The sequence below is a fragment of the Buttiauxella cochleicola genome (genome assembly GCF_021282435.1).
Taxonomy (GTDB): domain Bacteria; phylum Pseudomonadota; class Gammaproteobacteria; order Enterobacterales; family Enterobacteriaceae; genus Buttiauxella; species Buttiauxella massiliensis.
The window spans coordinates 203,811-218,771 of sequence record NZ_JAJSOT010000009.1 but is presented as its reverse complement, the minus strand read 5'-3'; the positions used below and the strand labels follow the sequence as shown (position 1 = coordinate 218,771).

4 protein-coding genes are annotated in these 14,961 nt (G+C 52.4%); 2 read left to right on the top strand and 2 right to left on the bottom strand.

What is annotated here, in order from left to right:
- Positions 1 to 213 precede the first annotated feature (213 nt).
- Complete coding sequence (locus LVQ77_RS19250) at positions 214 to 504, bottom strand: RnfH family protein (RefSeq protein ID WP_232905254.1); 291 nt, start codon at positions 502 to 504, stop codon at positions 214 to 216.
- The gene (locus LVQ77_RS19245; RefSeq protein ID WP_034457334.1) at positions 494 to 931 is read right to left on the bottom strand and encodes a type II toxin-antitoxin system RatA family toxin; all 438 of its coding nucleotides are present in this window, start codon (positions 929 to 931) and stop codon (positions 494 to 496) included. Before LVQ77_RS19245 ends, LVQ77_RS19250 begins: the two co-directional genes overlap by 11 nt.
- A gap of 154 nt (positions 932 to 1,085) precedes the next feature.
- Here LVQ77_RS19245 and smpB point away from each other — a divergent pair, with 154 nt between their 5' ends.
- Complete coding sequence (gene smpB, locus LVQ77_RS19240) at positions 1,086 to 1,568, top strand: SsrA-binding protein SmpB (RefSeq protein WP_064513222.1); 483 nt, start codon at positions 1,086 to 1,088, stop codon at positions 1,566 to 1,568.
- 792 nt (positions 1,569 to 2,360) lie between these two features.
- Positions 2,361 to 14,948, top strand: a complete 12,588-nt coding sequence (locus LVQ77_RS19235) for a BapA/Bap/LapF family large adhesin (RefSeq protein ID WP_232905253.1) — start codon at positions 2,361 to 2,363, stop codon at positions 14,946 to 14,948.
- Positions 14,949 to 14,961 lie beyond the last annotated feature (13 nt).

Sequence of the window (14,961 nt, the reverse complement as noted above, 5' to 3'; positions counted from 1 at the left end):
GAGAGAAAAAGCTTGCTGAATGAGGTCAGGAGACAGGAGGTCAGCGAGGCTTTGAACTTCATCGGGGGCAGTGAGATTGATAATACCGAGAGCTTGTGAAAGTTCCATTTAAAAAGGGTCCATGTTGAGCATGAACCCTTTTTACACGAGCCACCGGATCGGTCAACTGATCCTTAAACGATCGGCATTAGCCGATTGGCACCTTTTTTTTGGCTACTTCTGGGCAGCCTTTTCAGCTCTCTGGCGTCTGAGTTCTTTCGGATCGGCGATCAGAGGTCGATAAATTTCCACCCTGTCACCATCATTAACCGTATCGGTGAGTTTTACCGGACGGCTAAAAACTCCTACTTTGTTCTTTGTCAAATCGATATCCGTGCGCAGTTCGAGAATTCCCGACTCGGCAATTGCCTGCTCAACAGTGCTGCCTTGTGCCAGTCGCACCTTGAGCAAGTATTGCTTTTCCGGTAGCGCGTAAACGACTTCGACCTTAATTTCAGGCGACACTGTAGACCTCTTTGGCGCGAACGGTAAACGCCTGAACCATATTCCCCGCAAGTTCCTTGAAGATACGGCCAAACGCCAGTTCGATCAGTTTGTTAGTAAATTCAAAATCAAGCTGGAACTCGATACGGCATGCTTCAGCGCTCAGCGGCGTAAACTTCCAGCCCCCCATCAATGACTTAAATGGACCATCGACAAGATGCATCAGAATGCTTTGATTGCTTGTAAGCGTATTGCGCGTAGTGAAGGTCTTGCTGATACCTGCCTTAGAAACATCTACCGCCGCCGTCATCTGATCATGCGACGCGTCAATCACCCGGCTGCCTGTGCAACCTGGTAAAAAATCTGGGTAAGATTTCACATCGTTCACTAATTGATACATCTGCTCCGCGCTGTAAGGCACTAGCGCAGTACGGGTAATCTGAGGCATAGCATTTCCTGAGAGTCACAAAACGGGCAAATAATAACATTTATCATCACGCAAAGAAAAACTCTTAGGCTAGAGCCGTGCTAAGATATGCCTTCATCCTCGCAGCGAAGCGGGGTGTATTTGAACTCCTGGATTACTTATACTGAGCAGCACTATGACAAAGAAAAAAGCATTCAAACCAGGTTCAGCCACCATTGCGCAAAACAAACGCGCCCGCCATGAATACTTTATCGAAGATGAGTTTGAAGCGGGCCTCGTGCTACAAGGCTGGGAAGTAAAATCGCTACGTGCAGGGAAAGCCAACATCGGTGACAGCTACGTCATTTTGGTCGATGGCGAAGCATTCCTGTTTGGCGCAAACTTTACCCCGTTAAACGTGGCATCAAGCCATGTGGTCTGTGACCCTACACGTACCCGTAAACTCCTGCTTAACCAACGTGAGCTGGATAATCTTTACGGCCGTATTAACCGAGATGGTTATACCGTTGTAGCGCTGTCGATGTACTGGAAAAACGCCTGGTGTAAAGTAAAAATCGGCGTCGCAAAAGGCAAAAAACAACACGACAAGCGTAATGACCTGAAAGACAAAGAATGGGCGGTGGATAAAGCGCGCATTATGAAACACGCTGGTCGATAATCACGTCTCTAACTCTCAGAAATCTTTACTGGTCCTTGCAGCACAGGGCCAGTACTGTTAACACTTGCTAATGCTTCATTAATAATTCATCTGAAATACATCTTCTACGAAAAAATTAGTTCCGGTAAGCAATCATTTTTTAAAAATAGATTTCTCGGTCTTATTAGAAATGTGCTACTCAGAAAAACCTCAGTATATTTTTCATATTTTCCCTTTCAGTTTTATATATAAATTATAAAAAAAACCGATTCCCAAGAACATCCTTTACTTCAACAAAAAAACAATTAATTACCCGCACACAAATAACCACACCAATACAATGGAAATGATATTATAGATAATGGGACATTAACAAATGGCCATTCACACCTTACAAACATAAATAAATAACTTTAAAATCAACCAAATAACCCACGAAATAACCTATTTTTAGTTATAACAAAAATTCATGGATCATTGACGACTCGTTAGAAAAAAACCTTATTAACCAACTCTAAAATATTTACCCAGGGTCCCTTAATTTGCGCTTTCATGTTTTCCTGTCTATATCTTCATTATCCCCGAATGGAAATGATACAAAAGTATGAATTTTACATTTAAATAAAGTGATAGCCCGGTAGAAAGCAACCACATATCAATAATGTTAGCCGTCAATATTCTGACGTACGGATTCGTTCGCCTTAAATTTTATAAATGCGTGAGATTGCTATAACAATTTGTCTCGGGGAAATCATTTGCAAGATTAAGCATTTCTAAAGTCTACCCCTGTTCACACCGAATGGAGTGATAACAATGCGTTCAATATCAATCATCTCAAAACTTACTGGCGTAACGAACAATGTTGAAGCCTCTGAAATTACGCTAACAGCTCCTTCTATTGTCGAACTTAAAGCCGAACGCTCTGATATTGCCAGCATCGCTCGAACTAACCAGGATATGGTTATCACTCTTCGTGACGGTGAAGTCATTACCGTTAAAAATTTCTATGCTTACGCCGATCAAGGTGGCAACCAACTGGTGCTTGAAGACAGCCATGGTGCCTTGTGGTGGGTACAGGATACAGATTCGGCTTTTCACTTCGAGCATATCAATAGTATTGATGATCTCATGGTTGCCACGGGTGCAGAAAACCATGGTGGTGCCGCTATTTGGCCGTGGGTTTTAGGTGGTGTAGCCATTGCTGGGGGTATTGCTCTGGCCGCAGGTGGTGGTGGTGGTGGCGGTGATTCGGATAACGACGGTGAAACAGGGGGACCGAATCCACCTCCACCGCCGTCGACTGATACCACGCCCCCTGCTGCACCAACAAATTTAAATGTTTCAGCAGACGGTAAAACGATCACCGGCAAAGCTGAACCCGGCAGCACGGTGACAATTACAGATCCCAGTGGTCAAATTATCGGAAAAGGCACCGCTGGCAGCGATGGCACTTTCACTATCCCGCTAAAAAACCCGCAGATCAGCGGTGAAGATCTGACGGCTCATGCTACCGATCCTTCCGGAAACACAGGCCCTGATGCCACGGTCATTGCACCTAATATTCCATTACCGGATGCACCTACACTCACCAATGTGGTGGATGACGTCGCACCAGTACTAAGCAACGTCCCGAAAACTCAATCTACTAACGATAATACCCCAACGCTTCAGGGCACTGGCAAGGCTTGGACCACCGTTCATATTTATGATGGCGACAAAGAAATTGGCACCGCAGTCGTTGATGCTAGCGGCAACTGGAGCTACACCCCAACCACCGCGCTATCTGATGGCTCTCACTCATTTAGTGTTACGGCAACCAATGCCAAGGGTGAAAGTACTCACTCGCCAAGTTACACGATTACCATCGATACCGTAGCACCCGAGTCTCCCGACGTTGATCAGCTACAAGATGATGTCGGTAGTATCAAAGGATCTATCGTTAGCGGTACATATACCGATGAGACAGCTCCAATAATCCACGGCACCGGCGAGGCAGGTGACAAAGTCACCATCTTTGATAACGGCGTTCAGATCGCTCAGATCACGGTTGGCAGTGATGGAAAATGGAGCTTCACCCCAACTAAACCGCTCGCCGACGGCAATCACACCGTCACTCTGATTCAAACCGATCCTGCAGGTAACGTTAGTAAAACAACGACCAGTCCGACATTTATCGTCGACCACACGCCTCCTGATGCTGCCAAAATCACGAATGTGAGCGAGGATGGCACCAAAGTGACGGGAACTGCCGAGCCAGGAACAACAGTTACGATTACAGGTGCCAATAACGTTGTGCTTGGAACCTCAGTAGTGGGTGCCAATGGCAGCTTTACTATTACCCTCACCCCTGCTCAGACGCACGGTGAAACACTCACGGCAAACATTCATGATCGCGCTGGTAATGTCGGGCCAGATACCAACTTTGATGCATCTAACTCCCATTTTCCAACCGTGCCAGTACTGGTTACCGTTGCTGACGATGCAGGAACAATTACCGGCAACCTAACAAACGGCCAGGCTACAGACGATAAAACCCCGACGCTAAGCGGAACGGCTGAAGCTGGAACAAAAGTGACCATTTATGACAAAGGTGTAGCGATCGGAAGCACGACGGCTGACGGTACGGGGCACTGGGCATTCACCCCAGCTGCGTTGCCTGATGGCCAACACGTCTTTACTTTAACCGCAACCAACAGCAGTGGCACCAGCGGAACCTCGTCTGGTTTCACCGTTGCAATTGATACAGCAGCCCCCACAGCCCCAACAGGTCTGGTTGTTTCAGACGACGGCTCGCATGTCACTGGTAGTGCCGAAGCAGGCAGTACTGTCACCATAACCGATAGTAATGGTGCTCCTATTGGCAGTGCTACAACCGGCGCTGATGGCAAATTTAATGTCACCATCACCCCACCGCAAGTCAACGGTGAAACACTGGAAGCGACGGCTACCGACCCTGCAGGCAACAGTAGTGGGCAAAGCTCCGTCACGGCACCCGATCACACTGCGCCGAGCATCCCGATTATTACCGAGCTATTGGATGACGTGGGCACAATTACGGGACCTATCGCCAATAATGGCGTGACCAATGATACCCGCCCAATGCTTACCGGTACGGGGGAATCGGGCGACACCATTACGATCTTCGACAAAGGAGTACAAATTGGCCAGGTTGCGGTTGGCAATGATGGTAAATGGAGTTTCACACCAGGCACGCCACTGACGGAGAGCAAGCATGCACTGACAGTGCAGCAAAGCGATGCTTCGGGCAATAAAAGCCCACTCGTCACCGGCCCAACGTTTACGGTTGACCTCACACCACCAACAGCCGCGGTTATCGATAGCGTTAGCCAGAACGGAACAACGGTGACCGGGCATGCCGAGTCGGGCAGCACAATCGCCATTTTTGACGCAAGTAATACGTTGCTGGGTACGGCACTAGTCGGCACTGACGGTACATTTACTGTCAATATCTCTCCTGCGCAGACACACGGTGAATCACTGAGCGCCCATATTCAGGACGCAGCAGGTAACGCCGGACCTGATACGCCTTTTACTGCCTCTAACTCTCAATTCCCAACTGTGCCTGAGCTGGACACCGTTACCGACGATGCCGGAACAATAGCCGGCACGCTAAACAACGGGCAATCAACCGATGATAAAACCCCGACGCTAAGCGGGTTGGCGGAAATAGGAAGTACCGTAACAATCTATGACAACGGTATTTTATCTGGAACCGCGACGGTTGACGGAACTGGCCACTGGAATTACACACCACCAGCAATACTCGACGGCCAACACGTCTTTACTTTAACCGCGACAAATAGCAGCGGTACCAGTGGCGTATCCTCTGCGTTTACCGTTGTCGTTGATACCCTGGCGCCACTAGCGCCAAATGGTATGGATGTCTCGGCCGATGGCACTGTCGTCACCGGTAGCGCAGAAACTGGCAGTACTGTCACCATAACTGACAGTAACGGTGACCCTATTGGTAGTGCTACAGCCGGCACTGATGGCAAATTTAGCGTTACCATCGATCCGCCACAGCTTAACGGGGAAACACTCGGCGCTACCGCAACCGACGCTGCTGGAAATCAAAGTCCTAATGCTACGGTTATTGCAGAAGATCACACCGCTCCACTCGCACCAACCAATTTATTGGTTTCAGCCGATGGCGAACATGTCACAGGTAATGCTGAACCTGGCAGCACGGTCACCGTCAAAGACAGTAAAGGCATGGTATTGGGTACGGGCACGGCTGATGTCAACGGTGACTTTGACGTTACCCCGCTCATGCCTGCGCAACTCAACGGCCAACCGTTGCTGGTTACTGCAACTGATGCCGCTCATAACACCAGCCCAAGTGCTACCGTCGTGGCACAAGACCACACTGCACCTGATGCCCCAACAAATTTACATGTAAATGAAGAAGGGACAGTCGTCACCGGGAGTGCCGAGCCAGGCAGCACCGTTAAGGTTACCGATGCTAACAACGTTGAATTGGGAACTGGTACTGCGGGAGGCGATGGCACGTTTACCGTATCGATTACCCCACCACAAACCAATGGCGAAATACTCGGCGTTTCAGCAACAGATAACGCGGGCAACCTCGGACCTAAAGCACCTGTTGATGCCCCGGACACAACAGCACCATTAGTACCGGTTATCACACACGTTATTGATGATTTTGCCAATCACACGGGTGATCTCACCAGCGGCCAAACAACCAACGACAGCAAACCAGAACTTCAGGGCACAGCCGAAGAAGGCACGACCGTGAAGATCTATGACAACGGCTTATTGTTGGGTAGCACAACCGCAGGTGCCGGGGGCGTGTGGAGTTTTATCCCCACAACTGTACTTTCCCAGGGTTCACACAACCTGACAGTTACTGCAACTGATGCTGGAAATAACACAAGTCCCGCAGCCTCGTTCAACGTGGTTGTCGACACTATCGCGCCGCAGGCACCAACTATTACATTGGTCAACGATGATGTAGGAACAATTACCGGCCCGGTCCTGAATAATGGTTCAACAAACGATCAAACTCCGACGATCACTGGTACCGGTGAACCCGGTTCAATCCTCACTCTTTTAGATGGCACACAACCGCTCATCACGCTGACTGTCGATTCGTCAGGAACATGGAGTTACACCCCAACATTGTTACCTGTTGGTAGCCATACATTTACCGTCGTTGCTGAAGATGCTGCAGGTAATGTCACGAGCCCTTCAGCCGGGTTTACCATTAACGTGGACATTACCCCACCCGCTACCCCTGTCATTAATTCAGTTCAGGATAATATTGGCACGGTCAAAGGGGAGCTGGCCCAAGATAACGCAACCGATGACACCCGCCCACAAGTGAGCGGCACCGGGGATGTGGGTTCGACTATCACTCTGTACGATGGCACGACTCCTGTCGGCAGCGCGACGATAGGAACCGATGGGAAATGGAGCATCACTCCGACGCAGCCATTGAGCGAAGGGCCACATACACTTAATGCTATCGCCACCGATGCTGCAGGCAATGCAAGCCCTGCCGCCTCTTATAACCTGACTGTGGATACAACTGCGCCTGGCGCGCCATTAATTATCAGCGCTCAAGGTGAAATCGCTAATCAGTCAGCGCCACTGGTCAACGGGGGCAGCACGCAAAACGGAACCCCGACGCTCACCGGTAGTGGCGAACCAGGGGCAACAATCAATATTTATGATAACGGTGGTACCACGCCGATTGGTACGGTGACTGTTCCTGCTGGCGGCACATGGACATTTACACCTTCACCAGCGTTGAGCAAAACCTCACATACCCTGACCGCCGTTGCGACCGATCCTGCGGGCAACGTCGGTCTGCCTTCAGCTGGCTTCACACTGACAGTTGACTCAACAGTGCCAGCCACTCCGGGCATCCCGGTGGTCACTGACGACCAGGCCCCCGTTCTGGGCAATATCAGTAATGGTGGCAGCACCAACGACACCACACCAACCATCTCAGGAACAGGGAGTGTGGGCGATACCATCACCATTCGCGATAATGGCTCAGACATTGGCACGACGACTGTCAGGGCGGATGGTTCCTGGAGCTTTACGCCGCAAACGCCTATCTCCGGGCAAAACCATTCAATTAGTGTTATCGAATCTGATGCTGCGGGTAACAAAAGCCTGCCGTCTGGCTCGGTTGCTTTCACCCTGGATACCGCAGCATCCGCTGCCCCAACCATCGTCTCTGCTGACGATAACGTCGGCCCAGTCCAGGCTTCGCTGTCAACCGGAGGAGTGACAGACGACAACACGCCGACATTCCATGGCACTGGTGTAGATGGCGATACCATTACGTTGTATAGCGGCAGCACAGTTATCGGGACCACAACGGTATCTGGCGGAACATGGACGATTACAACAACAACGCTTCAGGACGGTCAGCAGAAAATTACTGCAACGGCAACCGATGCTGCAGGTAACATCAGCCTTTCTTCCGCAGACTTTACGTTGACGGTCTACACCACGCCGCTCACCGCCCCGGTTGTGACAGAAGTTGTTGATAATGTCGGTACGATTCAAACGCCATTGGTGAATGGCAGCTATACCGACGATACGACTCCGACATTCAAAGGTACAGGCACTGCTGGCAGTACCGTTTCTATTTACGACAACGGTGGAACCACGGCAATTGGCACCGCAATTGTGGGTACAGACGGCACCTGGACCATCACGCCAACGACAGCACTCCCGACAGGCGTAAGCGATCATACGTTTACCTTTAGTGCTACCGATGCTGTCGGGAATACGGTGGCATCAACGAACCCCATTCTTTTACACATTGATACTGTTGCGCCATTGGCTCCAACTGTTTTAGTCCCTGGTGACACAGTTGTCAGCGGTACTGCCGAAGCTGGCAGTACTGTCATCATCAGGAACAGTACAACGGAACTGGGCCGTGGCATCGCTGATGCCGATGGAAAATGGGCTATCACTTTGTCGCCTGCCCAGTTACCAGGCACCGCGCTGGTCGCTATAGCGCAGGATGTTGCAGGAAACCAAAGCCCATCAGCAAACTTTAATGCAACTCTCTCACTCGCCCTTCAACCACCAACCATTGACCATGTTGTGGATAACGTAGGTACCGTTAGCGGAGATATCGCCAACGGAAAAACAACCGATGACACCACGCCGACACTGAGTGGCTCAAACGCTGCATCTCTCGCAACTGTTCATATCTTTGTTGATGGAACAGAAGTTGCCACCGTGATCGCCGATCCTTTAGGCGCATGGAGCTACCAGATCCCAGCAGCGCTGGCCCAAGGCTCGCATACCTTTGCCGTCAGCCAGACCTTTGCCGCTCAGACCAGCAACCTGTCGCCAGCCTTTACCGTCATCGTAGATACAGCCGCACCGACGATTCCGGTTATCACTACCGTCACCGACGATGTAGCCCCAATTACTGGAACCGTTAACAGCGGCCAGGCCACCAACGATCCTCGCCCAACGATCACAGGCACCGGTGAGGTTGGTTCAACTATCACGATCCTTGATAATGGCACGCCGATCGGTACCGCCGTAGTCGGCACTGGGGGGACATGGACCTTCACGCCGACAACCGATTTGGACCAGGGCTTGCATCCGATAACCATCACTTCAACTGATGCGGCCGGTAATGTCAGCGCACCTTCTGCTGGCTTCTCGGTAAACGTTGATACGCTCACAACAGCGCCTGTGATCAGCAGTGTCACTGACAACGTAGGAACACCTGCTCCAGTCATTTCTGGCGTACCGACCAATGACAACACACCAACCTTTACTGGAACAGCCGAGCCGAATTCCACTATCACCATTAGTGAAAACGGTAAGGTTATCGGTACTGCCCTGGTTGATAGCACAGGTAACTGGAACTTCACCCCGAACCCAGCGCTAACTGATGGCAGCCACAATCTGACCATTATCACCACGGATGCAGCGGGCAACGTCAGCACGGCAACCACCTTTAATGCCGTCATTGATACAGCATCTCCGGTGGTGCCTGCCATTACTCTGGTTGTAGATGATCAGACTCAAGTAGGTGTCGACAACCCTCTGACCAACGGTCAACTCACCAAAGATACACAGCCTGCCATCAGCGGCACCAGTGAAGCGAACGCGATAATCACGATCAAAGATGGCACTACCGTCCTCGGCACGACCACCGCAAGTCCAACCGGTGACTGGTCATTCACACCAGACAGTGGGCACGCACTCGGCCAGGGCAGCCATAACCTGACCGTCACCGCCACTGACGCGGCAGGAAATATCAGTAACCCATCTTCGGTCTTCACGGTCGTTGTAGATTCCGTAGCCCCAACCGCACCATTAATTGTTGCGGTTACCGACAACACCGCGCCAAATATTGGGCCGATCAGCAGTGGCCAGCCGACCAACGAGACGCGCCCTGCTATCACCGGTTCGGGAGAAGTGGGTTCTACCATCAAAATTTACGATGGCAGTAACCCTACTCCGCTTGGCACTGCAACTGTTGGCTCTGGCGGCACCTGGAGCTTTACCCCACCAACAGCGTTAAGTAGCGGCTCACATAATCTGACCGTTACCGCCACCGATCCGGCAGGTAACGTCAGCGCGCCATCTGCCATCTTTAACGTAGTGGTTGATTTGGCCGCACCGGGTACTCCTGCTATTACCAATATTGCAGACGATGTGGGTACTGAAAAAGGTGATTTAACCAACGACCAATCCACTGATGACACCCTGCCACTGATCAGCGGAACAGCGGAAGCGGGTACCACTATTACCATTTACGACAACGGCAGCATAATCGGCACTGTTAACGCCAGCGCCACAGACGGCACATGGAACTTTACGCCACCAGTGGGTTCACCACTGACTAACGGCAACCACGCATTTACCGTGACCGCAACAGATAGCGCGGGCAACGTCAGCTCACTGTCTAATACTTTCAATATCGTCGTCGATACGGCTGCACCAACGGCACCGATTGTTATTCAGGCGTTTGATGATGTCGGCCCGGTCACCGGCGCACTGGTCAATGGGCAGTCGACCAACGACAACACGCCGTTGCTCAGCGGGACGGCAGAAGCCAACTCGATAGTGAGTATTTCCGACAATGGCGTGTTTCTCGCCACAGTTACTGCCAGCCCGACGGGCACCTGGAGCTATACACCACCAGCCCGGCTCGATGGAGAACATGTCTTTACGGCAACATCCACTGATGCAGCGGGTAACATCGGGGCAGTCTCTGGCAGCTTTACGCTGACTATCGATACCAGCACACCGGTAACGCCTGCGTTGTCAACCGTGTATGACGATGTGGCAGGCGGCGTGTTTAACGCCAACCTCACGAACGGACAAGTCACTAACGATGCGCGCCCAACGATCAGCGGCACGGGTGAAGTGGGCACAACCATTACCATCCTCGATGGTGGCACACCGATTGGCACTGTAACGGTTCCTGCTGGCGGTAACTGGACGTTTACGCCGACCACTCCGCTTGCCGCGGGCTTACATACGTTCACCATCACCGCCACGGACGCTGCAGGTAACGTCAGTACCGCATCAGCAGGGTTTGCGATAACGGTCGATACCACCCCGCCAACGACACCAGTTATCACTTCGATTGTTGATGATGTAGCAGGAGGGGTATTTAACAACCCTCTCGCCAACAACCAGGCAACCAATGACAGTCGGCCAACACTTAATGGTACGGCTGAGGCCGGATCGACCGTCGCTATTTATGACAAAGGTGTATTTGTTACCAACGTCACCGCCAGCGGCACCGGCGCGTGGGCTTATACCCCAACGCAGCCACTGTCCGAAGGAAGCCACTCATTTACCGTTACCGCAACTGACCTTGCGGGCAACACCAGCGCCCTTTCGCAGTCGTCATCGATTGTGGTTGATACCACAGCGCCGGGTGCACCAACTGGATTAGCCGTTAACGCGACAGGCACGACCGTAACAGGGACTGCTGAAGCGGGTAGCACGGTGACCATTACCACCAGCGGCGGAATCGTCCTCGGAACAGCAACAGCTGACGGTACGGGTAGCTTCAGCGTGGCAATTACGCCTGCGCAAACCAACTCACAGGCCCTGCTTGCATTCGCTCAGGATGTCGCAGGTAACGTTGGTACTTCTGCAGGATTTACTGCGCCAAATACCGCATTACCGGGTGTGCCTGTCATTACAAGTGTGATGGATGACTTCGCCCCTGTGACCGGAACCGTGGCTAACGGGCAAAGTACCAACGATGCCACGCCGACGCTCAACGGCACGGCGGATGTCGGTGCAACCGTAAACATCTATAACAATGGCGTATTGATGGGCAGCACCGTTGCGACGAACGGGACCTGGAGCTATATCCCATCTGCACTGACCGAAGGTTCACACAACTTCACGGCCACCGCGACCAACGTTAACGGCACCGGTAGCCCGTCCGCCCAGGTCACCGTCATCGTTGACACCATCGCACCGCTGGCACCAACCGCGACCGTCAGTGTCGATGGCAATACGATAAGCGGCACCGCCGAACCCAACAGCACCGTCACTGTCACTCTGGCAGACGGCGTCACCACCATCACGGCGACCACCAACGGCAGCGGTGCCTGGACGGCTCCGCTCACCACGCGCCAGATTGACGGTGAAATTCTTTCCATCAAAGCCACGGATGCAGCAGGCAACGTATCGCCGGTCATTACGGCGACCGCGCCGGATCTGCCACTGGCCGCCAATGACAACGTTATCGATTTGGCACTGAGCAGCACTGCGACTGTCTCGCCACCGGTCCATTACAACGACTATGGCGTTCTGTTAGTCGGTGCGCTGGGCAACTCAGTACAGGTGCTCGGCAGTGACACGGCGCAGGTCCAGTTTAACGTTGGCGCAGGAACCGGGAATATCACGATTGAAGCTGCCGCAACCGGCATAGTGCTGACGCTGCTCAACTCGCTGGAAGTGGCCGTTCAACGGTTCGATTCCGGCACCGGTACATGGACCACTGTTTACGACTCATCGCAGGCACAATTTGCCAACCTGTTAACCATTGGGGCCAGCGGCATTACGTTCAAAATCGATAACCTGCCTGAAGGCACTTATCGCGTGCTGAGTTACAACACTAATCTGCTGGCGACCGGTTCACTAACCAGTCTCGACGTCGCCGTTGAGCAAGTTGGCCCGGGTGTTGTGACGGGTGAAACATCGCATCAGGGGAATGTCATAACCGATATAGACCCGAGCGGTGGGCAGGATACCGCCCCGGCAGGCACGGTTGTCACATCGGTCACTAACGCACAGGGGCAAGTATTGGCTGTTGGTGCGAGTGGTGCTGATATCAATGGGTTGTACGGTACTCTGCATATCAACCAGAACGGCAGTTACACCTACACGTTGAATAACACCACGGCGGCAGTACTCGGGCACACCGAAAACTTCAACTACACCATCACCCAAAACGGTATCAGCGACACCGCTCAGTTGGTGGTCACACTCGGTAATGGCGCGCCAGCCAGCAGCGTAACGGCAACGGATAACACCGCGGCACTGACCTACAGCACCGATGTGGAAGCGGTAAACCACGGCGCATCGCAGCAAAGTGGCTTCTCGGTGGTTTCTGTTGGGCTGGGGAATGTGCTGAACGCGGACGTGCTGGCCAATATGGCTAACCCGATTATCTTTGATGTCGATGATGGCTCCACGCGCACCATGACGTTACAGGCCAGTGTTGGCGGGGTGGCCTTACTGTCTACCTTCGATTTGTATATCTACAAATTCAACGACGTCACCCAGCAGTTTGAACAGTACCAGGTACAAAAAACCTGGCTTACTGCCCCGCTGCTGGGCGGTACATCGGGGCAATTAACGTTAACGCTACCGGGCGGTGAATATCTGTTCCTGCTCAATAACGCCAGTGGCGTGTCGGTGCTGACGGGCTATACGCTGAATATCCTGCAAGATCATACGTATGCTGTGGAAAGCCTAAGCGCCACGACGAACGGTAACGTCATGCAGGATGATATTTCCCCCGTGGGTAGCCATATCACCCAGGTGAACGGCGTTTCCATTGCCGCAACAGGAACGACAACAATCAATGGCGAATATGGAGTACTGACCATTGATGCCAACGGCAACTACACCTACAAACTGAATGCGGGTGTCGGCGCTGACAGCATCAAAACACCGGACAGTTTTGTCTACACGGTCACCGCACCAAATGGCGACACCGACACCGCATCGCTGAACGTCACGGCGACGCCGACGCCGGTTAATGCGATTGACGATATCAGCACGGCGATGCTCATCAACACCGCACAAACCACCGCCAGCTACTCCGATACCACGGTGGGTTCAGCGTCGTGGCAGGCAAAACTGCTGGCTTCATCATCCGGTAGTGGCTCAGGGACTTTCGTCGTCGGCACCAACGATGTTCTGCACAACCCCGCTTTGCACTTTACCGTGCAATCGGTGTTGTCACTGGGCGGTTTAAATGTTGACTGGAATATCACCAACAGCGCAGGAACCGTGATAAGAAGCGGCACAATCAGTGGCGGTCTGTTATTAGGCGGCGTGGCAGACATTAACCTGGCCGGGCTGGATCTGCAGGCTGGCACCTATACGCTGAACTACACCGGGAGTATGGGGGCACTGGCGGCAGGCCAGGTCACCATAACCCCAACCGTCACCGGTACCACCATTGATCTGGATAATTATCTAACGCAGGGCGTCAGTACCGTCCACGGCAATTTGTACGATGGCACAGACTCTTCCGGTGCGATTGACCAGTTGGGTACCGTTCACACGTTGCTCAGTATTACTGGCTTCAACGGCACGACCACTACGCTTAACCCACTGACCAACAGCAGCGCCACCGCCACGATTCAGGGGCATTACGGCACGCTGCAAATCGGCATCGACGGAGCGTATACCTACACGCTTAACAACGGGATTAACCCGGCGTCGATAACGACCAAAGAAACGTTCACCTACACCCTGAATGACCAGAACGGCCATTCCGACAGCGCCACGTTAACCATCAACATGAACCCGCAGTTTGTCAGCACCGCGCAAAGCGATGTGATAACCGGCTCGGCCTATGGCGACACGCTGGTTTATCACCTGCTAAACAGCGCAAATTCGACGGGTGGCAATGGTGCTGATACCTGGAAGGACTTCCATATGGCGGATGGCGACAAAATCAATATCCACGACCTGCTTACCGGCTGGAACCCGGCAACATCCAATATCGCTAACTATCTGAGCGTCAGTTACAACGGTACCAGCACGGTTATCTCTATCGACCGCGACGGTACAGGTGCAACGCACAACCCAACCCAACTGGTCACACTGGAGAGCACACACGTCACGCTCGATGAGCTGGTGCAGCAGAACCACATTATTACCTGATAGCCAGGAATAA